The 21349-nt window shown below is 72.2% G+C and carries 18 protein-coding genes; 10 read left to right on the top strand and 8 right to left on the bottom strand.

Annotated elements, in window-relative coordinates; translation table 11 throughout:
- The first annotated feature begins 109 nt into the window (after positions 1 to 109).
- From ACFWUQ_RS05305 to ACFWUQ_RS05285, 5 genes are all read left to right on the top strand, one after another.
- Positions 110 to 2617 carry a SulP family inorganic anion transporter gene (locus ACFWUQ_RS05305; RefSeq protein ID WP_384533032.1) on the top strand — a complete coding sequence of 836 codons (2508 nt, stop codon included), beginning with the start codon at positions 110 to 112 and terminating at the stop codon, positions 2615 to 2617.
- A 226-nt stretch (positions 2618 to 2843) separates the two neighbouring features.
- The gene (gene acs / locus ACFWUQ_RS05300; RefSeq protein WP_384533029.1) at positions 2844 to 4799 is read left to right on the top strand and encodes an acetate--CoA ligase; all 1956 of its coding nucleotides are present in this window, start codon (positions 2844 to 2846) and stop codon (positions 4797 to 4799) included.
- A gap of 285 nt (positions 4800 to 5084) precedes the next feature.
- Positions 5085 to 6542 (top strand): Na+/H+ antiporter NhaA, encoded by a 1458-nt coding sequence (gene nhaA / locus ACFWUQ_RS05295; protein ID WP_384533028.1) that lies wholly within the window; start codon positions 5085 to 5087, stop codon positions 6540 to 6542.
- 53 nt (positions 6543 to 6595) lie between these two features.
- The gene (locus ACFWUQ_RS05290) at positions 6596 to 7054 is read left to right on the top strand and encodes a phage holin family protein (RefSeq protein ID WP_384533026.1); all 459 of its coding nucleotides are present in this window, start codon (positions 6596 to 6598) and stop codon (positions 7052 to 7054) included.
- Entirely contained in the window at positions 7051 to 8019 is a 969-nt protein-coding gene (locus tag ACFWUQ_RS05285; protein WP_384533024.1) for an alpha/beta fold hydrolase, read from the top strand. The genes ACFWUQ_RS05290 and ACFWUQ_RS05285 overlap by 4 nt, the downstream gene beginning before the upstream one ends.
- A 352-nt stretch (positions 8020 to 8371) precedes the next feature.
- On the opposite strand, the gene ACFWUQ_RS05280 is transcribed toward ACFWUQ_RS05285, so the two are convergent.
- The 3 genes from ACFWUQ_RS05280 to nth form a co-directional block, all read right to left on the bottom strand.
- Positions 8372 to 9574, bottom strand: a complete 1203-nt coding sequence (locus ACFWUQ_RS05280) for a MarP family serine protease (RefSeq protein ID WP_384533021.1) — start codon at positions 9572 to 9574, stop codon at positions 8372 to 8374.
- Positions 9575 to 9587: 13 nt separating this feature from the next.
- Complete coding sequence (locus tag ACFWUQ_RS05275) at positions 9588 to 10361, bottom strand: NUDIX hydrolase (protein ID WP_384533018.1); 774 nt, start codon at positions 10359 to 10361, stop codon at positions 9588 to 9590.
- A gap of 74 nt (positions 10362 to 10435) precedes the next feature.
- Entirely contained in the window at positions 10436 to 11299 is an 864-nt protein-coding gene (gene nth / locus ACFWUQ_RS05270) for an endonuclease III (protein ID WP_384533016.1), read from the bottom strand.
- A gap of 251 nt (positions 11300 to 11550) precedes the next feature.
- Here nth and ACFWUQ_RS05265 point away from each other — a divergent pair, with 251 nt between their 5' ends.
- The gene (locus ACFWUQ_RS05265) at positions 11551 to 12225 is read left to right on the top strand and encodes a Crp/Fnr family transcriptional regulator (RefSeq protein ID WP_003981529.1); all 675 of its coding nucleotides are present in this window, start codon (positions 11551 to 11553) and stop codon (positions 12223 to 12225) included.
- 115 nt (positions 12226 to 12340) lie between these two features.
- The gene (locus ACFWUQ_RS05260) at positions 12341 to 13144 is read left to right on the top strand and encodes a nucleotidyltransferase domain-containing protein (RefSeq protein WP_384533014.1); all 804 of its coding nucleotides are present in this window, start codon (positions 12341 to 12343) and stop codon (positions 13142 to 13144) included.
- A 106-nt stretch (positions 13145 to 13250) separates the two neighbouring features.
- Here ACFWUQ_RS05260 and ACFWUQ_RS05255 read toward each other — a convergent pair whose 3' ends face one another.
- From ACFWUQ_RS05255 to ACFWUQ_RS05240, 4 genes are all read right to left on the bottom strand, one after another.
- Positions 13251 to 14096: an MBL fold metallo-hydrolase gene (locus tag ACFWUQ_RS05255; protein WP_384533012.1), complete on the bottom strand. Its 846-nt coding sequence runs from the start codon at positions 14094 to 14096 to the stop codon at positions 13251 to 13253.
- Entirely contained in the window at positions 14093 to 14998 is a 906-nt protein-coding gene (locus ACFWUQ_RS05250) for an NUDIX hydrolase (RefSeq protein WP_384533010.1), read from the bottom strand. Before ACFWUQ_RS05250 ends, ACFWUQ_RS05255 begins: the two co-directional genes overlap by 4 nt.
- Before the next feature lie 166 nt (positions 14999 to 15164).
- Positions 15165 to 15638, bottom strand: a complete 474-nt coding sequence (locus tag ACFWUQ_RS05245) for a RidA family protein (protein WP_384533008.1) — start codon at positions 15636 to 15638, stop codon at positions 15165 to 15167.
- Complete coding sequence (locus ACFWUQ_RS05240; RefSeq protein WP_007264966.1) at positions 15635 to 15796, bottom strand: DUF4177 domain-containing protein; 162 nt, start codon at positions 15794 to 15796, stop codon at positions 15635 to 15637. The genes ACFWUQ_RS05245 and ACFWUQ_RS05240 overlap by 4 nt, the downstream gene beginning before the upstream one ends.
- Positions 15797 to 15868: 72 nt before the next feature.
- Between ACFWUQ_RS05240 and ACFWUQ_RS05235 the strand changes: the two genes are divergently transcribed.
- Positions 15869 to 16849 (top strand): ArsA family ATPase, encoded by a 981-nt coding sequence (locus ACFWUQ_RS05235; RefSeq protein ID WP_384533005.1) that lies wholly within the window; start codon positions 15869 to 15871, stop codon positions 16847 to 16849.
- Complete coding sequence (locus ACFWUQ_RS05230; RefSeq protein WP_384533003.1) at positions 16846 to 18126, top strand: ArsA family ATPase; 1281 nt, start codon at positions 16846 to 16848, stop codon at positions 18124 to 18126. The genes ACFWUQ_RS05235 and ACFWUQ_RS05230 overlap by 4 nt, the downstream gene beginning before the upstream one ends.
- A gap of 29 nt (positions 18127 to 18155) precedes the next feature.
- On the opposite strand, the gene ACFWUQ_RS05225 is transcribed toward ACFWUQ_RS05230, so the two are convergent.
- Entirely contained in the window at positions 18156 to 18506 is a 351-nt protein-coding gene (locus ACFWUQ_RS05225; protein ID WP_384533001.1) for a WhiB family transcriptional regulator, read from the bottom strand.
- Positions 18507 to 18892: 386 nt separating this feature from the next.
- On the opposite strand from ACFWUQ_RS05225, the gene ACFWUQ_RS05220 reads away from it, so the two are divergent.
- Positions 18893 to 21193 carry a transglycosylase domain-containing protein gene (locus tag ACFWUQ_RS05220; protein WP_384532998.1) on the top strand — a complete coding sequence of 767 codons (2301 nt, stop codon included), beginning with the start codon at positions 18893 to 18895 and terminating at the stop codon, positions 21191 to 21193.
- The last annotated feature ends 156 nt before the right edge of the window (positions 21194 to 21349 follow it).

Here is a 21349-nt window from a genome sequence, read left to right as displayed (position 1 = left end):
GCCATTTGCACTGATTGTCCACCACTCATCTTTACTCTCCATTACCATCCATTTACTGAGTGTTGAGACTCCCGCCGCTTCACCCCTCCCCCAGAGGAGACGGGACCTTATGACTGCCACTTCCCCCAAGCCCCCGACGGCCGACCTCTCGGCGGACCTCTCCGCCTCCATCGCGGTCTTCCTGATCGCGCTGCCGCTCTCCCTCGGCATCGCCCTGGCCACCGGCGCCCCGCTCCAGGCGGGCCTCGTGGCCGCGGCGGTCGGCGGGATCGTGGCCGCACGGCTCGGCGGCGCACCGCTCCAGGTAAGCGGTCCCGCCGCCGGACTGACCGTGGTCACCGCCGAGTTGATCCAGCACTACGGATGGCGCACCACCTGCGCCATCACCGTCCTCGCCGGCTTCTGCCAGCTCGGCCTCGCCGCGCTGCGCACCGCCCGCTCGGCGCTCATGGTCAGCCCGGCCATCGTGCACGGCATGCTCGCGGGCATCGGCGTGACCATCGCCGTGGCCCAACTGCACATCGTGCTCGGCGGCACCCCGCAGAGCTCCGTCGTCGCCAATGTCCTCGGACTCCCCGGCCAGCTCGCCGACCTGCATCCGGTCGCTCTCGGCATCAGCGCGCTGACCCTGCTCGTACTGCTGAGCTGGCCCCGGCTGCCCGGACGGGCGGGCCGCGCCCTGCGCAAGGTGCCGGCCGCCCTCGCCGCCGTGGCCACGGCCACCGCCTTCGCCGCTCTGGCCGGGCTCTCCCTGCCCCGGGTCGACCTGCCGTCCTGGCGCAGCCACGCGCTGCCCGAGCTGCCGGAAGGCCCTGTCCTCGGCCTCATCGCCGCGGTCCTGACGATCACCCTGGTCGGCAGCGTGGAGTCACTGCTGTCCGCGGTGGCGACCGACAAGCTGATCGCGTCCGAGCGCGGTACGGCCAACCGCCCGCCGCGCGCCGACCTGAACCGGGAGCTCCGGGGCCAGGGCGCGGCGAACATCGTCTCCGGCGCCCTGGGCGGGCTGCCCATCACCGGTGTGGCCGTCCGCAGCGTGGCCAACGTCAAGTCCGGCGCGACCAGCCGCCGGTCGTCCATGATGCACGGGCTGTGGGTGCTGCTCGCGGCCGGTCTGCTCGTGCCGGTCCTCGACCTGATCCCGCTGGCCGCCCTGGCCGCCCTGGTGATGGCGGTCGGCGTGCAGATGGTCAGCATCACGCACCTGCGCAGTGTCACCCGGCACCGGGAGGCCCTGGTCTACGGCACGACCATCGTGGCCGTGGTCCTCGGCGGGGTCCTGGAGGGCGTCGCCATCGGCATCGCGGTGGCCGTCGCGCTGGCCCTGCACCGGCTGGCCCGGACCCGGATCACACTGGAGCGGACCGAGGACGGCGTCCACCGCGTGCTGGCACGCGGGCAGTTGACCTTCCTCGCCGTACCCCGGTTGAGCCGGGTGCTGAACCAGATCCCGCACGGCGGCCATGCGGTGGTCGAGCTGGACGGCTCGTTCATGGACCACGCGGCCTACGAGACCCTGCACGACTGGCAGGAGTCCCACCGGGCGCACGGGGGCTCGGTTGAGGTGACCGGCCGCTCCGGATCCGCCCGGTCCGGCGAGGTCGAGGCCGAGGCCGAGTCCGAGTCCGACGCCTCCCGGCGCGCGGCACCGCGCGGCGGCCACCAGTGCTGCCGCCCGTGGACTCCGTGGCAGAACCACTGCGACCACCGCGCGATCAACGCCGCCACGGTCGGCGCCGGTACGGCCGCCCCGGGCGCGGGGGCCGGCCACGGCGCGCCCACCGGCCCCGGCACCGGCCACGGCACCGGCTCCGGCCACGCCGGCGGCACGACCCCGGCCGTCACACCGTCCCGGCCCACGACCGGCACCGCCGCCGCGGCCGCGGCGCGGGCGGCGGCACGGGAGGCAGCGGCCCCCGGTAAGCCGACCCCGGCGCCCCGGCGGCGCGGCGCGGGCCAACTGGCCAACGGCATCAGCGCCTTCCAGCGCGACACCGCCCCCCATGTGCGGGACGAGCTCGCCCGGCTCGCCCGGGAGGGCCAGCGCCCCTCGCAGCTCTTCCTCACCTGCGCGGACTCCCGCCTGGTGACCAGCATGATCACCGCCAGCGGCCCGGGCGACCTGTTCACCGTCCGCAATGTCGGCAATCTGGTCCCGCTGCCGGGAGCCGAGTCCACCGACGACTCGGTCGCGGCGGCCATCGAGTACGCCGTGGACGTACTCCAGGTGGACAGCATCACGGTGTGCGGGCACTCGGGCTGCGGCGCCATGCAGGCGCTGCTCAGCTCCTCGCCCGGCGCGCCGATGACCCCGCTGCGCCGCTGGCTGCGGCACGGCCTGCCCAGCCTGGAGCGGATGGGCAGCCGCCACCACGCCTGGGCCCGGATCTCCGGCCGGCTCCCGGCGGACGCGGTGGAGCAGCTGTGCCTGACCAACGTGGTGCAGCAGCTGGAGCACCTGCGGGCGCACGAGTCGGTGGCCCGGCGCCTCGCCGAGGGGACCCTGGAGCTCCACGGCATGTACTTCCATGTGGGTGAGGCACAGGCCTACCTGCTCTCCGAGGGCGAGGACTTCTTCGACTGCCGGGTCTTCGACACGGTCGGTCAGAACGCCTGAACCGATACCCTCCCGTATCCGTGCAATCGGTTGGCCCCTTCCCACCCTCCGGGGCGGGAGGGGGCCATTGCCACGCCGTCGGGCACCGCCGCGGCCCGGTCACCCGCGCGGTTCCGTGACGTGCTATAGGTCTAAACCAATTTCCGGCTACCCCTTGTCACCTGGGCCGCTGACTGATGAGCTATGCCCCGGGGACACAACGGACACCCTGGGAAAGGGAGATGTCGTGAGCAACGAAAGCCTGGCCAATCTGCTCAAGGAGGAGCGGCGGTTCGCACCGCCCGCCGATCTGGCCACCGCCGCCAATGTGACTGAGGCTGCGTACGCACAGGCCGACGCGGACCGGCTGGGCTTCTGGGCCGAGCAGGCCCGGAGGCTGACCTGGGCCACGGAGCCGACCGAGACGCTCGACTGGACGAACCCGCCCTTCGCGAAGTGGTTCGCGGACGGCACACTCAACGTCGCGTACAACTGCGTGGACCGCCATGTCGAGGCCGGCAACGGCGACCGCGTCGCCATCCACTTCGAGGGCGAGCCCGGCGACAGCCGCTCGATCACCTACGCCGAGCTCAAGGACGAGGTCTCCAAGGCCGCCAACGCCCTGACCGAGCTGGGTGTCCGGGCCGGCGACCGTGTCGCCGTGTACCTGCCGATGATCCCCGAGGCGGTCGTCGCGATGCTCGCGTGCGCCCGCGTCGGCGCCGCGCACTCCGTGGTCTTCGGCGGCTTCTCCGCCGACGCCGTCGCCTCCCGCATCCAGGACGCCGACGCCAAACTGGTCATCACCGCCGACGGCGGCTACCGCCGCGGCAAGCCCTCCGCCCTCAAGCCCGCCATCGACGAGGCCGTCGCCAAGTGCCCGCAGGTCGAGCACGTCCTCGTCGTGCGCCGCACGGGCCAGGACACCGCCTTCACCGAGGGCCGCGACCTGTGGTGGGACGACGTGGTCGGCCGCCAGTCCGCCGAGCACACCCCGCAGGCCTTCGACGCCGAGCACCCGCTCTTCATCCTCTACACCTCGGGGACCACGGGAAAGCCGAAGGGCATCCTGCACACCTCGGGCGGCTACCTCACGCAGACCGCGTACACCCACCACGCGGTGTTCGACCTGAAGCCGGAGACCGACGTCTACTGGTGCACCGCCGACGTCGGCTGGGTGACCGGGCACTCGTACATCGTCTACGGGCCGCTCGCGAACGGCGCCACGCAGGTGATGTACGAGGGCACGCCGGACACCCCGCACCAGGGCCGGTTCTGGGAGGTCGTGCAGAAGTACGGCGTCACGATCCTCTACACGGCGCCGACAGCCATCCGGACGTTCATGAAGTGGGGCGACGACATCCCCGCGAAGTTCGACCTGTCGAGCCTGCGCGTGCTGGGCTCGGTGGGCGAGCCGATCAACCCCGAGGCCTGGATCTGGTACCGCAAGCACATCGGCGGCGACCGCTGCCCGATCGTGGACACGTGGTGGCAGACCGAGACCGGCGCGATGATGATCTCGCCCCTGCCGGGCGTCACCCACACCAAGCCCGGTTCGGCGCAGCGCGCCCTGCCCGGGATCGGCGCCACCGTCGTGGACGACGAGGCGCACGAGGTCCCGAACGGCGGTGGCGGCTACCTGGTCCTCACCGAGCCGTGGCCGGCCATGCTGCGCACCATCTGGGGTGACGACCAGCGGTTCATCGACACCTACTGGTCGCGGTTCGAGGGCAGGTACTTCGCGGGCGACGGCGCCAAGAAGGACGACGACGGGGACATCTGGCTGCTGGGCCGGGTGGACGACGTGATGCTGGTGTCCGGGCACAACATCTCGACCACCGAGGTCGAGTCCGCGCTCGTCTCGCACCCCTCCGTCGCCGAGGCGGCGGTCGTCGGCGCGAAGGACGACACCACCGGCCAGGCCATCGTGGCCTTCGTCATCCTGCGCGGCAGCGCCTCCGAGACCGACACCCTGGTCGGGGAGCTCCGCAACCACGTGGGCGCGACCCTCGGGCCCATCGCCAAGCCGAAGCGGATCGTCCCGGTCCAAGAGCTGCCGAAGACCCGCTCGGGCAAGATCATGCGGCGTCTGCTGCGCGATGTGGCGGAGGACCGCGCGGTCGGTGACGTCACCACCCTGGCGGACTCCTCGGTGATGGACCTGATCCAGAGCAAGCTCCCCGCGGCCGGCAGCGACGACTGACGGCACCGCGGCCGGAAGGGCCGCACGGGCCGCACGGCCCCGGGGGCCGCAGCGGCGCAGGGGCCCCGCGGAGTTCGGAGGGTGTCCGGCGCACAGCGCGCCGGACACCCTCCGCCCGTTTAAGGTGAAGATCGCCTGATACCACTGGCCACCCTGTAAAGTACGAACGGCGTCGGTGTTCGACGCCGCAACAACAGCAGAAACAACAGCAGAGCAGTCACGGAAACGGTCGCGGAAGCAGTCGCAGCGGCCCAGGGTGCGCCGGGAAGTCTGGTCGGCAACAGCATGTGTCATGCCGTCGTCCCACCGGAGGTACCCCCCGTGGCCACGCCCACACCCAGCCGCAAGCTGCTCAGCAGGCTGTCGCTCCCCGAGCGACGGATCGTCGCCGACGCGCTGCGCGCCGAGACGGTCGGTGGCGTGCTGCTCCTCCTGGCCGCGGTCGCCGCCCTGGTCTGGGCGAACGTCCCCGCCCTCGCCGACAGCTACGACAGCGTCCGGTCCTTCCACATCGGGCCCGCCGCACTCGGCCTCGACCTCTCGCTCCAGCACTGGGCGGCGGACGGCCTGCTCGCCATCTTCTTCTTCGTCGCCGGCGTCGAGCTCAAGCGCGAGCTCGTCGCGGGCGACCTGCGCGACATGAGGGCGGCGGCCCTCCCGGTGATCGCGGCCCTCTGCGGCATGGCCGTGCCCGCGCTGGTCTACGTACTGGTCAACACCGTCGGCGGCGGCTCGATGGACGGCTGGGCGGTCCCCACCGCCACCGACATCGCCTTCGCGCTGGCCGTCCTCGCGGTCATCGGCACCTCGCTGCCGTCGGCCCTGCGCGCCTTCCTGCTCACCCTCGCGGTGGTCGACGACCTCTTCGCCATCCTGATCATCGCGGTGTTCTTCACCGACCAGCTGAACTTCCCCGCGCTCGGCGGCGCCGTCGCCGGCCTGGCCCTCTTCTGGTTCCTGCTGCGCCGCCGCGTCCGCGGCTGGTACGTCTACCTCCCGCTCGCCCTGGTCATCTGGGGCCTGATGTACAACAGCGGCGTGCACGCGACGATCGCGGGCGTCGCCATGGGCCTGATGCTCCGCTGCCACCGCGAGGACGGCGAGGAGCGCTCCCCCGGCGAACGCATCGAGCACCTGGTGCGGCCGGTCTCGGCCGGGCTGGCCGTGCCCCTCTTCGCCCTGCTCTCCGCCGGCGTGTCCCTCTCCGACGAGTCCATCGCGCAGGTCTTCACCCGACCCGAGACCCTCGGCGTGGTGCTCGGCCTGGTCGTCGGCAAGACGGTGGGCATCTTCGGCGGCACCTGGCTGGCCGCGCGGTTCACCAGGGCCGAACTCAACGAGGACCTCGCCTGGCCGGACGTCCTGGCCGTGGCCTCGCTCGCGGGCATCGGCTTCACCGTCTCCCTCCTGATCGGCGAACTCGCCTTCGCCGGCGACGCCGTCCTCACCGACGAGGTCAAGGCCGCCGTGCTGATCGGCTCCCTGATCGCGGCGGTGATCGCCTGCGTCCTGCTCAAGCTCCGCAACCGCACGTACCGCTCCCTCACCGAGGCCGAGGAGCGCGACGAGGACCGCGACGGCATCCCGGACATCTACGAGGAGGGCAACCCCGAGTACCACCTCCGGATGGCCCGGATCTACGAGGACCGGGCCGCGGAGCACCGCCGCAAGGCGGAGGCCGCGGCCGCCGACGCGGGCGAACCGGCGGCCGGGTCCAACGCCGGGGCCGACCGTCCGGCATGATCTGACTGACGACGCAGCACAACCGCCGGCAGCAGACGACAGAGGAGAGAGCGATGAGCGCAGTGGACCAAGGGGTGCAAGGAGCCGAGCGCACACTCGGCCAACTGGTCGCCTCGGCCACCGCCGAGATGTCCGCCCTGGTGCACGACGAGATCGCCCTGGCCAAGGTGGAGATCAAGCAGGACGTCAAGCGCGCCGGCATCGGCAGCGGCGCGGCGATCGTGGCGGGCGTGCTCCTGCTCTTCTCCCTCCCCGTACTGAGTTTCGCCGCGGCGTACGGGATCCATAACCTCGGGCTCGGCCTCGCATGGTCCTTCCTCATCGTCGGCGTCGCGTTCTGGCTGCTGGCGGGCCTGATCGGGCTGCTGGCGGTCGCGAAGTTCAAGAAGGTCAAGCCGCCGGTCAAGACCATCGAGTCGGTCAAGCAGACCGCGGCCCTCGTCGGAACCGTCAAGCCGCACGCGCGGCCGGTCAGTGACCAGGCTGTGGGTGTGGCACGCTCGTCCTCATGACAGCGCCCACGCCGGATCCCGGCACGCCCCCCACCGCCGCCACGGCGGTACGGCTCGACATCCCCGGCGGGAAGCCCGTCACGCACCGGGACGTCGCCGCCAACGGGGCCCGCTTCCACGTCGCCGAGGTCGGTGACGGGCCGCTGGTGCTGCTCCTGCACGGATTCCCGCAGTTCTGGTGGACCTGGCGGCACCAGATGACCGCGCTCGCCGACGCCGGGTACCGGGCGGTCGCGATGGACCTGCGCGGAGTGGGCGGCAGCGACCGCACCCCGCGCGGTTACGACCCCGCCAATCTGGCCCTCGACGTCACCGGCGTCATCCGGTCCCTCGGCGAGCCGGACGCCGCGCTCGTCGGGCACGACCTGGGCGGGTACCTCGCCTGGACCGCCGCCGTGATGCGGCCGAAGCTGGTGCGCCGGCTCGTGGTCTCCTCCATGCCGCATCCGCGCCGCTGGCGCTCGGCCATGCTGTCGGACCTCGGCCAGACCAGGGCGAGTTCGCACATCTGGGGCTTCCAGCCGCCGTTCCTCCCCGAGCGCAGGCTCGTCGCGGACGACGGGGCGCTGGTGGGCGAGCTGATCACCCAGTGGTCGGGGCCCCGGGTCCGGGACGGCGCGGACGAGGAGGCGCTCGCCGTCTACCGGCGGGCCATGTGCATCCCGTCCACGGCGCACTGCTCGATCGAGCCGTACCGCTGGATGATGCGTTCGATGGCCCGCCCCGACGGGCTGCAGTTCAACCGGCGGATGAAGCGGCCGGTCCGGGTGCCGACACTGCACCTGCACGGGTCGCTGGACCCGGTGATGCGCACCCGGAGCGCGGCCGGCTCCGGTGAGTACGTCGAAGCCCCGTACCGGTGGCGGCTGTTCGATGGCCTCGGGCACTTCCCGCACGAGGAGGACCCGGCGGCCTTCTCGACCGAGCTGGTCAACTGGCTGAAGGATCCCGAGCCGGACCGCTGACCGCCTGTCATCTCCCGTGCGCGATCGGCCCGTACGCTTGTCCTACGAACATTCAATTGCCCGGCGCATAGGCCAATTGGCCGCCCCGGACGGGGTTACCGACCTTGGGGCCCGGGCACAGCTCGGAGTATGAGCTGGACGCACGACTACGGTTACACCGCACATGAACGTCGCTCGGCAGTGACGCCGGGCACCTACGAGAGGTCCGGCCGGCCCGGCCACGACCTCCGCCTCGGAATTCCGCGCATCCTGCGCCGCCGGGCCCGCTGGGTCTCGGCCCGCCTGCGTCATCCCCGGACATAGAGAGCCGCGGCGGGCGGGAGCGTCGGGCAAGCGGGCGTCGGGCGTCGGTTCAGAGGGCGCAGCCCTGGGTCTCGACCCGGCGGTCGGCGGTCCTGCCGATGCGGATGTCATCGCGGATCTCGTCCGTCGTCAGCGCGTACCCGGTGTTCGGGTCGTCGAGGGACTTGGCGAAGACGACTCCGTACACCTTCCCGTCGGGCGTGAGCAGCGGTCCGCCCGAGTTGCCCTGGCGGACCGTCGCGAACAGCGAGTAGACGTCGCGCCGGACGGTGCCCCGGTGGTAGATGTCCGGGCCGTTGGCGTTGATGCGGCCGCGGACGCGGGCCGCGCGCACGTCGTACGCGCCGTTCTCCGGGAAGCCGGCGACGATCGCGTCGCCGCCGCTCGCCGCGTCCTTGTCCGTGAACTCCAGTGCCGGGGCGGGCAGCTTGGGCACGTCCAGGACGGCGATGTCGCGCTCCCAGTCGTAGAGCACGACCTTGCCGTCGTACAGCTTGCCCTCGCCTCCGACCTGCACGGTCGGCTCGCCGACCCCTCCGACGACGTGCGCGTTGGTCATGACCTTGCCGGGCGCGAAGACGAAGCCGGTGCCCTCCAGCACCTTGCTGCAACTGGGCGCGGTGCCGACGACCTTCACGATCGAGCGCTTGGCGATCTCCGCGACGGGGCTGCGGGCGAGCTGCGGATCGGGGGCCGTCACCTCGGTGATCGGCTCGGTGGAGAACGGGCTGAACACCTGCGGGAAGCCGTTGCGCGCGAGGGTGGCGCTGAAGTCCGAGAACCAGGTGTTCGCCTGCTCGGGCATCACACGCGACACCCCGAGGAGCACCTTGGAGTTGCGCACCTCCTTGCCCAGCGTGGGCAGGGAGGTCCCGGCGAGCGCGGACCCGATCAGCCAGGCCACCAGCAGCATCGCCACCACGTTCACCAGCGCCCCGCCCGTCGCGTCGAGCGCGCGCGCGGGCGACCAGGTGATCTGGCGGCGCAGCTTGCCGCCCAGGTGGGTGGTCAGGGCCTGGCCGACGGAGGCACAAATAATGATCATGACGACGGCGATCACGACCACCGTGGTACTGACCTGGGTGCCGTTGTCCGTCACCCGGTCCCAGACCAGCGGGAGCAGGGACACGGCGACGAGGCCACCGCCGAGGAAGCCGATCACCGACAGGACGCCGACGACGAACCCCTGGCGGTAGCCGACGATCGCGAACCACACGGCGGCGAGCAGCAACAGGATGTCCAGCACGTTCACGTGGGCCACCGTCTCATGCGCGCCAGTCGAGCGGGACCTGCCGTGAGCGGTCCCACTCCCTTTCCCACCCCGCGAAGTGCAGGATCCGGTCGATCACCCCGGCCGTGAAACCCCAGACCAGAGCCGATTCGACGGTGAAACCGGGCCCCAGGTGGCCGCTCGGGTGCACGGTCATGACCCGGTGGCCGGGGTCGGCGAGATCGGCCACCGGCACCGTGAAGACCCGCGCCGTCTCGGCCGGGTCCACGACGCCCACCGGGCTCGGGGCGCGCCACCAGCCCAACACGGGGGTCACCACGAACTCGCTCACCGGAATGTAGAGCCGGGGCAGCACCCCGAAGAGCTGCACCCCGCGCGGGTCGAGCCCGGTCTCCTCCTCGGCCTCCCGCAGCGCGGCGCGCAGCGGACCGGTGGTCTGCGGGTCCCCGTCCTGCGGGTCGAGCGCGCCGCCGGGGAAGGACGGCTGCCCGGGGTGCGAGCGCAGGGTTCCGGCGCGCTCCATCAGCAGCAGCTCGGGGCCCCTGGGGCCCTCGCCGAACAGGACGAGGACGGCCGACTGCCGCCCCCGGCCGTCCTCGGGCGGCAGGAAGCGGCTCAGCTGGGCCGGGGTGACCGTCTGCGCGGCCTCCACGACCGGGGAGAGCCAACCGGGCAGCCCGGCGGTGCTGAGGGCCGTAGTGCCGCGTGGGGCGCCGTACGGGGCCTCACGCGCGGCGGCCGTGGCTCCCGTGGCTCCCGCGGCGCCGCGCACCGCCGTCTCGGTCTCGTCCCGTGTACCGCGCGTCATAGGCACCCCTGTCCGTGTTCTCCCACACCGTCGAACGCGGTCCGGGTACCGATTCGTTCCGCCGGGTCGCCGGGTCAGGACACCGCCGCGCCGCCCAGCGGCGGGGCGGGCAGGCCCGGGTAGTCCGCGGGCGGGCTCAGCCGCTGGCCCGGCTGTCCGCCCTTCTCGTACTTGAGCAGCTTCCGCGCCTTCTCCGGATCCGTCTCGCCCTCCCCGTACGCCGGGCAGAGCGGGGCGATCGGGCAGGCACCGCAGGCGGGCCTGCGGGAGTGGCAGATCCGGCGGCCGTGGAAGACGACGCGGTGCGAGAGCATCGTCCACTCGCTCTTCGGGAAGATCGCGCAGATGTCCGCCTCGACCTTCTCGGGGTCCTCGTGCGCGGTCCACTTCCAGCGGCGCACCAGCCGTCCGAAGTGGGTGTCGACGGTGATCCCGGGGACGCCGAAGGCGTTGCCGAGGACCACGTTCGCCGTCTTGCGGCCGACTCCGGGCAGCCTCACGAGGTCTTCCAGCCGGCCGGGCACCTCGCCCCCGAACTCGTCCCGCAGGGTCTGCGAGAGGCCGAGCAGGGACTTGGCCTTCATCCGGAAGAACCCGGTCGGCCGGATCAGCTCCTCCAGCTCCTCGGGGACGGCCGCGGCCATGTCCTCGGGGGTCGGGTAGGCGGCGAACAGGGCGGGGGTCGTCTGGTTCACGCGCAGGTCGGTGGTCTGCGCGGAGAGCACGGTGGCGACGAGCAGCTCGAAGGGATCGCGGAAGTCGAGCTCCGGATGGGCGTACGGATAGATCTCGGCCAGTTCCCGATTGATCCGACGGGCCCTGCGCACCATGGCCAGGCGGGATTCGGGCGCGGCGGCCTTCGGTTTCTTGGCCGAAGCTTTGCCCTCGGGGGCTGCTGGGGCCCCCGCGGACGCCTCTCCCGGGGCTTGTTCGCCCACGGCTGAATTTCTGGGGGCCGTCACTCGTGCGGACCCCTTGGCCTGTGCTCTCACCGGCTTGTTGGACACCCGGCCAGCCTAAGGCCGGCCGCCGACACCCGCCCGGACCTCAGGTAACACCACCCCGATTGGCCTCCCGCCGCACAGCACACCCGTACGTCCGGCATCCTTGTGATTGATCGCACTGTTTGAGCCGTCCGGCAAAATGGGGAGCACGGTCCCCTGAGCAGGTCGACATAGGAGAGAGACTCGTGGACGACGTTCTGCGGCGCGCCCCGCTCTTCGCGGCGCTCGATGACGAGCAGGCCGCGGAGCTCCGCGCCTCCATGGGCGAGGTGACCCTCGCACGCGGTGACGCCCTGTTCCACGAGGGCGACCCCGGGGACCGGCTGTACGTGGTGACCGAGGGCAAGGTGAAGCTGCACCGCACCTCCCCCGACGGCCGCGAGAACATGCTCGCCGTCCTCGGCCCCGGTGAGCTGATCGGCGAGCTGTCGCTCTTCGACCCGGGCCCGCGCACCGCCACCGCGACCGCGCTGACGGAGGTCAAGCTGCTCGGTCTCGGGCACGGCGACCTCCAGCCCTGGCTGAACGCCCGGCCCGAGGTCGCGACCGCCCTGCTGCGCGCCGTCGCCCGACGCCTGCGCAAGACCAACGACCAGATGTCCGACCTGGTCTTCTCCGACGTTCCCGGCCGTGTGGCGCGGGCGCTCCTCGACCTGTCGCGCCGCTTCGGCGTGCAGTCGGAGGAGGGCATCCACGTCGTGCACGACCTGACGCAGGAGGAGCTCGCGCAGCTCGTCGGCGCCTCCCGCGAGACCGTGAACAAGGCCCTGGCCGACTTCGCGGGCCGCGGCTGGCTCCGCCTGGAGGCCCGCGCGGTGATCCTGCTGGACGTGGAGCGGCTGGCGAAGCGCTCCCGCTGACCCGCCCGCGCCCCGAGCGCGGTGGAGGCCCCGTCCGAACCCGGACGGGGCCCTTCCGCGTACCCGGGCCCAAGGCGCCCGACCTCGGCCGGGGCGGGCGATGCACAGTGGAGGCATGGACCACAGAGGCCTCGACGCGGACGGCTGCTTCGAGCGGGAGGGATCCCTCGGGCGGGTGGCGCCGCTGTTCCGCCCGGTCGTCGCCGCGGCCCGCGAGCGGATCGCCCAGGCGTACGGGGGCCGGCTGCACAGCGCGTACCTCTACGGGTCCCTGCCGCGCGGCACGGCCCGGCCCGGCCGCTCCGACCTCGACCTGCTGCTCGCCCTCCACCGCGGGCCGGCCGCCGAGGACCGGGACATCGCAGAGGTGCTGGGCGCCGGGCTCGACGCGGACTTCCCGCAGATCGACGGGGTCGGGATCCTGCTCCACGGCAGGGACCGGCTGCTGAGCGAGCCGGAACGGTACGACCTGGGCTGGTTCGTGGCCTGCCTGTGCACCCCGCTGCTCGGCGCGGACCTGGCCGAGCACCTGCCCCGCTACCGCCCGGACACCGTCCTCGCCCGCGAGACCAACGGCGACCTCGCCGAGCTGCTGCCCGGCTGGCGGGCCCGGGTCCGGGAGGCCTCCACGCCGCCGGAGTACCGCGCGCTGAGCCGGACCCTCGCGCGCAAGCTCGTACGTACCGGCTTCACGCTGGTGATGCCCCGCTGGGGCGGCTGGACCAGTGACCTCGCCGAGTCGGCGGAGGTCTTCGGCCGGTACTACCCGCGGCGCGCGGCGCAGATGCGGGAGGCGGCGTCGGTGGCGCTGGAACCGGTCGCGGACCCGGCCGTGCCGCGCGCGTACGTCGAGGACCTGGGGCCGTGGCTGGCGGCGGAGTACACCGCGCGGCACGGCCGTCGGACCCCGAGGCCCTGACGCGCCCCGGCGGCCGCGGCACCCGGGGACGGTCCGCGCCGCACGGGACGGCGCGGGCCCCGACCACCCCGTCCGGCGGAGACGGCCCGCGGCGCGGGCGGCCCGCTCATTCAGGGCCCCCCGGGATCAGCCCGTGGTCCTGCAGGTACTCCAGCTGCGCCCGGACGGACCACTGCGCGGCGGGCCACAGCGAGGGGTCCACGTCCGCGTAGACCTGGGCGACGACGGCCTCGGGGGTGGTGAAGCCGTTCTCGACCGCCGTCTCGACCTGGGCGAGGCGGTGGGCCCGGTGGGCGAGGTAGTACTCCACGGCGCCCTGCGCGTCCTCCAGGACCGGCCCGTGCCCCGGCAGGACGACGCGTACCCCGTCGTCGACCGTGAGCGAGCGCAGCCGGCGCAGCGAGTCCAGGTAGTCCCCGAGGCGGCCGTCGGGGTGGGCCACGACGGTGGTGCCCCGGCCGAGGATCGTGTCGCCGGTCAGCACCGCCCGGTCCGCCGGCAGGTGGAAGCAGAGGGAGTCGCTGGTGTGGCCCGGGGTGGGGACGACCCGCAGCTCCAGCCCGCCCGTCCGCACCACGTCCCCGGCGGCCAGGCCCTCGTCGCCGAGGCGCAGGGCCGGGTCCAGCGCCCGGACCTTGGTGCGGGTGAGCTCGGCGAAGCGGGCGGCGCCCTCGGCGTGGTCGGGGTGGCCGTGGGTGAGGAGGGTAAGGGCGACCCGCTTGCCGGCCCGTTCGGCGGCGTCGACGACCGCGCGCAGGTGCCTCTCGTCCAGCGGGCCGGGGTCGATGACCACCGCCAGGTCGGAGTCCGGCTCGCTGACGAGCCAGGTGTTGGTGCCGTCCAGGGTCATCGCCGAGGCGTTGGGGGCCAGGACGTTCACGGCGCGTCGGGTCGCCCGCCCGGAGGCGACCACCCCGCGGGGATGGCCGGGGAGGGCTGCGGCGTCGGTCATGCGGGGCCTCCCGGTCGGACTCGTTTGGTGAACTCGTCGTGGCCCGGCCAGCTGAGCACCAGCTCGCCGTCCTCCAGAGCGGCCCTGGCGAGTACGGGGGCCAAGTCCTGCGCGGCGGCGCCCGCGAGGGCGGCCGAGGCGCTCGCGTACGGCTCCAGGGAGCGCAGGGTGGAGATGGTGGGCGGCATCATCAGCAGCTCGCCCCGGTCGTAGCCGGCGGCCGCGTCGGCGGGGCGGATCCAGACGGTCCGGTCGGCCTCGGTGGAGGCGTTGCGGGTGCGCTGCCCGTCGGGGAGGGCGGCGACGAAGAACCAGGTGTCGTAGCGGCGCGGCTCGAACTCCGGCGTGATCCAGCGCGCCCAGGCCCCGAGCAGGTCGGAGCGCAGGCGCAGGCCGCGGCGGTCGAGGAACTCCGCGAAGGACAGCTCCCGCCCGACGAGGGCCAGCCGGTCGGCCTCCCAGTCGTCGCCGGTGGTGTCGCCGACGACGGTGTCGGGGGTCTCCCCCGCCAGCAGTACGCCCGCCTCCTCGAAGGTCTCCCGCACCGCGCCGCAGACGATGGCCTGGGCGGTCCTGGGGTCGGTCCCCAGCCGCGCGGCCCAGTCGTCCAGGGAGGGCCCCGCCCAACCGACCTGGTGCTCCTCGTCGCGGGGGTCGACGCCGCCGCCCGGATAGGCGTACGCGCCCGCGGCGAAGGCCATGGAGACCCGCCTGCGGAGCATGTGCACGGCCGGACCGGCGGGGGTGTCGCGCAGCAGCATCACGGTGGCGGCGCGGCGCGGCGCCACCGGGGTGAGGGAGCCGTCCGCGAGCGCGCGGATGCGGTCGGGCCACTCCGGCGGATACCACTGGCCCCCCGCGGGGGGCGTCGGCTGCTGTGGACGGTGCTGACCATTCGGCATGCCGGGATGCTACGACCATCCGGCCCGATGTTCGAGGGCCGCCGCCGCCGGCGGGCGCCCCGACCGGAACGCGAACGGCCCCGCCGGGCCGCCGGACGGGGTCCGGCGGGCCGACGGGGCCGGGTCGTGCGGGCCGGCGCGGCGGCCGGGTCGTGCGCGGGACGCGTCAGGCGCCTGCGACCAGCTCTACCTGGATCTCGATCTCGACCGGGGCGTCCAGCGGGAGCACCGCCACACCGACGGCGCTGCGGGCGTGCACGCCCTTGTCACCGAGGACGGCGCCGAGCAGCTCGCTCGCGCCGTTGAGCACGCCGGGCTGGGCCGTGAAGTCGGGGGCCGAGGCGACGAAGCCGACGACCTTCACGACACGCGCGATCTTGTCCAGGTCGCCGATCACGGACTTGACGGCGGCCAGGGCGTTCAGCGCGCAGGTGGCGGCCAGCTCCTTGGCCTGCCCGGCCGAGACCTCGGCGCCGACCTTGCCGGTGACCGGCAGGCTGCCCTTGACCATCGGCAGCTGGCCGGCGGTGTACACGTACACGCCCGACCGCACGGCCGGCTGGTACGTGGCCAGCGGCGGCACGACCTCCGGCAGGGTCAGGCCGAGCTCGGCGAGCTTCGCCTCGACGACGCCGCTCACGCCTTCTCCCGCTTGAGGTAGGCCACGAGCTGCTCGGGGTTGTTCGGCCCGGGCACGACCTGGACGAGCTCCCAGCCGTCCTCGCCCCAGGTGTCCAGGATCTGCTTGGTGGCGTGGACCAGCAGGGGGACGGTCGCGTATTCGAACTTCTTGGTCATGGGAGCGAGCGTAATGCCTGTGATGCGGGGCTCCTGCGCGCGCCGGGACCCGAGTGGTTAGGCTCGGACGCTGTGAGCAGGCTCCAGGTGGTCAGCGGCAAGGGCGGCACCGGCAAGACCACGGTCGCCGCGGCACTCGCGCTCGCCCTCGCACGCGAGGGCAGGCGGACTCTTCTCGTGGAGGTCGAGGGCAGGCAGGGACTGGCGCAGCTGTTCGGCGCCGAGGCGCTCCCGTACGAGGAGCGGAAGATCGCCGTCGCGCCGGGGGGCGGTGAGGTCTTCGCGCTGGCCATCGACGCCGAGCGGGCGCTGCTCGACTACCTCCAGATGTTCTACAAGCTCGGCTCGGCTGGCCGCGCGCTCAAGAAGCTCGGCGCCATCGACTTCGCGACGACCATCGCGCCGGGGCTGCGGGACGTGCTGCTCACCGGCAAGGCGTGCGAGGCGGTGCGGCGCAAGGACCGGGCCGGCCGGTTCGTCTACGACCACGTGGTCATGGACGCGCCGCCGACCGGGCGGATCACGCGGTTCCTGAACGTGAACGACGAGGTGGCGGGGCTCGCCCGGTTCGGGCCGATCCACAACCAGGCGCAGGCCGTCATGAAGGTCCTCAAGTCCCCCGAGACGGCCGTCCATCTGGTCACCCTGCTGGAGGAGATGCCGGTCCAGGAGACCGCCGACGGCATCGCGGAGCTCGTGGGGGCGGGGCTTCCGGTGGGCCGCGTCGTGGTCAACATGGTCCGGCCGCACCACTTGGACGAGGAGAACCTGCGCGCCGCCGCGGGCGGCCACCGCGCCGAGGTGGCGAAGGCGCTGTCCCGGGCCGGACTGGGCGGCGCGCGGCGCGGCGGGCTGGCCGAGCGGCTGGTGGAGCCGCTGCTCACGCAGGCCGCCGAGCACGCGAGCCGGGTGGAGCTGGAGCGGAGTCAGCGCGCGGTGCTGCGGGAGCTGGACGTGCCGACGTACGAACTGCCCCTGCTGGGAGCGGGGATGGACCTGGCCGGGCTCTACCGGCTGGCCAAGGACCTGCGCAAGCAGGCGGTGGCCGAATGAGCGAGGGGGTGGACACCGTGGGCCTGGACACTCCGCCGCGGCTGGAGGTCGACGCTCTGCTGGACGACCCGGGGACCCGGATCATCGTGTGCTGCGGGTCGGGCGGGGTCGGCAAGACCACCACGGCCGCGGCGCTGGGCGTACGGGCCGCCGGGCGCGGCCGCAAGGTGGTCGTGCTCACCATCGACCCGGCGCGCCGGCTCGCGCAGTCGATGGGGATCGACTCGCTGGACAACACCCCGCGCGAGGTCGCGGGCGCGGGGGTGGCCGGGGGCGGCCGGCTGCACGCCATGATGCTCGACATGAAGCGGACCTTCGACGAGATCGTCGAGGCGCACGCGGACGGTGAGCGGGCCCGGGCCATCCTCGCCAACCCCTTCTACCAGTCCCTGTCGGCCGGCTTCGCCGGCACGCAGGAGTACATGGCGATGGAGAAGCTGGGGCAGCTGTCGGCCCGGGACGACTGGGACCTGATCATCGTCGACACCCCGCCGAGCCGGTCCGCGCTGGACTTCCTGGACGCGCCGAAGCGGCTGGGGTCCTTCCTGGACGGGAAGTTCATCCGGGTGCTGATGGCTCCGGCGAAGGTCGGCGGTCGGGCGGGGATGAAGTTCCTCAATGTCGGCATGTCGATGATGACCGGCACGCTCAGCAAGCTCATGGGGGCCTCGCTGCTGGGCGACGTGCAGACCTTCGTGGCCGCCATGGACACGATGTTCGGCGGCTTCCGCACCCGCGCGGACGCCACCTTCCGACTGCTCCAGGCTCCTGGTACGGCCTTCCTGGTGGTCGCGTCCCCCGAGCCGGACGCCCTGCGCGAGGCGGCGTACTTCGTGGAGCGGCTGGCCGCGGAGAAGATGCCGCTGGCCGGCCTGGTGCTCAACCGGGTGCACGCGAGCGGCGCCGACCAGCTGTCCGCCGAACGGGCGTTGGCCGCCGCGGAGAATCTTGAGGAAGGCGGCATTGTCGATCAGGAGTCCGGGAAAGCTGGAGAACGCGGGGCGGCCGAGGAGGCCGTCCCCACTCCCGGGCCCGGCTCCCCCAGTGCCGAAGGCGGCACCGCGGAGGTCGACCGGATCACTGCGGGACTGCTGCGCCTGCACGCGGAACGGATGCAGGTGATCGCGCGTGAGCAGCGCACACGCGATCGCTTCACCTCACTGCACCCCGAGGTGGCGGTGGCCGAAGTGGCCGCCCTGCCCGGCGATGTGCACGACCTCGCCGGGCTGCGGGCCATCGGAGAGCGACTCGCGGCCGGGGTACCGGCCGGAGCGTAGGCGTTCCGACGATGTGGCGGCCGGATGGTCTACCCGACTGCCGCGAACGTCTCGTACGGAATGTCGATCTCCGCGTCGTCATCCATGGTGAGGATGCCTGTGCTGCGCTCGTACTCCGTGCGGGCGGTTTCGAGCAGCCGTCGCCACGAGGTGACGGTGGGACGGCGGCGCAGCAGCGCGCGTCGTTCCCGCTCGGTCATTCCGCCCCACACGCCGAACTCGACGCGATTGTCGAGCGCGTCGGCCAGGCATTCGGTCCGCACCGGACATCCGGTGCACACCGCCTTGGCCCTGTTCTGTGCCGCTCCTTGAACGAATAGTTCATCCGGATCGGTAGTGCGGCAGGCTGCCTGCGCACTCCAGTCGGTAACCCAGCCCATCCCGGCGCCGTCCTCTCCCGAATCGAGGCTCCCCCACGGCGGTAGCGGCATATTCACCGCTGCCAGTTGAGGACGTTACGGAAGGCGGGCACGGCGCAACACCCCCGACGGGCCCAATCTTGAATGGTCCGAACGGACTATGGGTAAGCGGCAGATCACCCGACGGAGTGATCCGGCGACATGCCCGACCATTCCGGCGATTCGGGTGGAATCGGGAGAGGTCGCGCACCACAGAAGGCGGGATTCGGACATGAGTCCACCCCATTCGGGAAGGGTGAAAATCAAGCCGAGGGGTTGATGTCGTACCGCACTGCTGTGACAGTTGGGGACAGCTTAGGCCAAGGCATTCGCACGTGTCCGGCGAATCAGAACGTAGGCTGCCCTCCATGGGAAAGAAGCGCTCGGGCGGCGGGCTCACGGGGAGCCAGCAAGCCGTCAAGTTCCTCGGTGTGTCCGTTCTCTCCGGAATTGTGCTGGCCGGTATGGCCATTCCGGCGGCGGGTGCCCTGGGGCTCGCGGCCAAGGGCACGGTCGAGGGATTCGATGAGATCCCGGCCAATCTCAAGACTCCGCCGCTGAGCCAGCGGACCACCATTCTGGACGCGGAGGGTGGCTTGATCGCCACCGTCTATTCACGCGACCGCCAGGTGGTCCCCCTCACGGCGGTCTCCCCGTATATGCAGAAGGCGATCGTCGCCATCGAGGACTCGCGCTTCTACGAGCACGGCGCGGTCGACCTCAAGGGCATCCTGCGCGCGGTCAACCGCAACGCGCAGGAAGGCGGCGCCGCGCAGGGAGCCTCCACGCTGACGCAGCAGTACGTGAAGAACGTGTTCGTCGAAGAGGCCGGCGACGACGAGACCAAGGTGCGCGAGGCGCAGGAGAAGAGCCTCGGGCGCAAGATCCGCGAGCTGAAGTACGCGATCCAGGTCGAGGAGGAACTCGGGAAGAAGAAGATCCTGGAGAACTACCTCAACATCACGTACTTCGGCCAGCAGGCGTACGGAATCGAGTCGGCCGCCCAGCGCTACTTCAGCAAGCCGGCCAAGGACCTGGCGCTGGAGGAGGCCGCGCTGCTGGCGGGCGTCGTCCAGTCGCCCAGCCGCTACGACCCGGTGAACGACGCGCAGGAGGCGATGAAGCGCCGCAACATCGTCCTGCAGCGGATGGCCGACATCAAGGACGTCTCGCAGGCGGAGGCGGACGCGGCGAAGGCCAAGCCGGTCACCCTGAAGGTGATGCGCCCGAAGAACGGCTGCATCACCGCCGTCAAGGGCGCCGGCTTCTTCTGCGACTACGTGCGCAACTCCTTCCTGACCGACGCGGTCTTCGGCAAGACGCGCGAGGAGCGGGCGAAGGTCTGGAACCAGGGCGGTCTGACCGTACGGACCACCCTGGACCCGCAGTCGCAGGACGCGGCCAACGAGTCGATCAAGGACCACGTCTACCAGGAGGACTCGATCGCGACGGCTGTGACCATGGTCCAGCCGGGCACCGGCCGGGTGCTGGCGATGGGGCAGTCCAAGCCGTACGGCTTCGGGAAGAACGAGACGCAGATCAACTACTCCGTCGACAAGCGGATGGGCGGCTCGAACTTCGGCTTCCAGGTGGGTTCGACCTTCAAGCCGTTCATCGCGGCCGCCGCGCTGGAGCGGGGCATGCCGCCGACGAAGGTCTACGGGGCGCCGAACCGGATCGAGTACCCGAGCCCGATCCCCAAGTGCGACGGCACCCAGTGGCTGAACCTGCGGGACGGCAGCGGCAAGACCGCGACGGCCGAGAACGAGACCGAGGACGAGATCGGCCCCTACGCCCTGCGGACGGCCATGGAGAAGTCGATCAACACGTACTTCGTCGAGATGATCGGCGAGATCGGCCTCTGCCCGGTGGCGGAGATGACGCAGAAGCTGGGCGTGAACCCGGCCGACGGCTCCAAGCTGCCCGAGGCGCCGTCCATCGCGCTCGGCTCCGCCGAGCTCTCCCCGCTGACGATGGCCAACGCGTACGCCGCCTTCGCCAACCGGGGCGTGTTCTGCACCCCGGTCGCCATCGAGTCGATCACCGACGCGCACGGCAAGGCGCTGGCGGTACCGAAGAGCAAGTGCGACCGGGCCATGTCCGAGTCGACGGCCGACACCATCAACACCCTGCTGCGCGGAGTGGTCGACTCCGGCACGGGTGAGCGGGCCGGCCTGACCGACCGCGACAACGCGGGCAAGACCGGTACGACCGACTCCCGCTACAACGCCTGGTTCGTCGGCTACACGCCGAACATCTCCGGGGCGGTGTGGGTCGGATCCGGCGGCGCGAAGAAGATCTCGATGGAGAACATCGAGATCGGCGGGCGCTCGTACGCCAAGGTGTTCGGCGGCGGTCTGCCCGGCCCGATCTGGAAGGACGCGGTCAGCGGCGCGCTGTCCGGCCGCGAGGCCCCCCGCTTCACGACGGTCAGCATCCCGGAGCCGCAGCTTCCGGCCGGCGCCCCGGGACGCGCGAACCCGACCTCGAACCCGAACCCGAACCCGCCGGCGAGGCCGGGCAGGCCGGGCGGCGACGGCAAGCCCGGCGGACGCCCCGGCGGCGGCACCGGCGGGGGTCAGGGCGGCACGGGCGGCGACACGGGCTACCCCCCGTTCCCGGACATCACGCTGGACCCGGGCCTGTTCGGCGGCCGCGAGCAGCGGTAGCGGCGACACGCGGAGCGGGACGGTACGGGACGGGACGGGACGAAAGCAGAGCGCCGCGACACGCGGAGCAAAAAAAAGGGGGAGGGCCCCCGCCGGTTTCCGGCGGGGGCCCTCCCTCGTTCCCGGTGCCGGGCGGGTTCCGGCAGGAGCCGGGGA

Origin of the sequence: Streptomyces sp. NPDC058662 (assembly GCF_042716255.1) — a bacterium.
In the GTDB taxonomy this organism is placed as follows: Bacteria; Actinomycetota; Actinomycetes; order Streptomycetales; family Streptomycetaceae; genus Streptomyces.
Note: the sequence above shows the minus strand (reverse complement) of the source record. Positions and strands in the feature narration are given on the sequence as shown.

Bases quoted from the DNA above. Each gene is read 5' to 3' on its own strand.
- ACFWUQ_RS05305 (WP_384533032.1), top strand. From the start codon at position 110: ATGACTGCCACTTCCCCCAAGCCCCCGACGGCCGACCTCTCGGCGGAC.
- nhaA (WP_384533028.1), top strand. From the start codon at position 5,085: ATGTGTCATGCCGTCGTCCCACCGGAGGTACCCCCCGTGGCCACGCCC.
- ACFWUQ_RS05290 (WP_384533026.1), top strand. From the start codon at position 6,596: ATGAGCGCAGTGGACCAAGGGGTGCAAGGAGCCGAGCGCACACTCGGC.
- ACFWUQ_RS05285 (WP_384533024.1), top strand. From the start codon at position 7,051: ATGACAGCGCCCACGCCGGATCCCGGCACGCCCCCCACCGCCGCCACG.
- ACFWUQ_RS05275 (WP_384533018.1), bottom strand. From the start codon at position 10,361: ATGACGCGCGGTACACGGGACGAGACCGAGACGGCGGTGCGCGGCGCC.
- ACFWUQ_RS05260 (WP_384533014.1), top strand. From the start codon at position 12,341: ATGGACCACAGAGGCCTCGACGCGGACGGCTGCTTCGAGCGGGAGGGA.
- ACFWUQ_RS05255 (WP_384533012.1), bottom strand. From the start codon at position 14,096: ATGACCGACGCCGCAGCCCTCCCCGGCCATCCCCGCGGGGTGGTCGCC.
- ACFWUQ_RS05250 (WP_384533010.1), bottom strand. From the start codon at position 14,998: ATGCCGAATGGTCAGCACCGTCCACAGCAGCCGACGCCCCCCGCGGGG.
- ACFWUQ_RS05240 (WP_007264966.1), bottom strand. From the start codon at position 15,796: ATGACCAAGAAGTTCGAATACGCGACCGTCCCCCTGCTGGTCCACGCC.
- ACFWUQ_RS05230 (WP_384533003.1), top strand. From the start codon at position 16,846: ATGAGCGAGGGGGTGGACACCGTGGGCCTGGACACTCCGCCGCGGCTG.
- ACFWUQ_RS05225 (WP_384533001.1), bottom strand. From the start codon at position 18,506: ATGGGCTGGGTTACCGACTGGAGTGCGCAGGCAGCCTGCCGCACTACC.
- ACFWUQ_RS05220 (WP_384532998.1), top strand. From the start codon at position 18,893: ATGGGAAAGAAGCGCTCGGGCGGCGGGCTCACGGGGAGCCAGCAAGCC.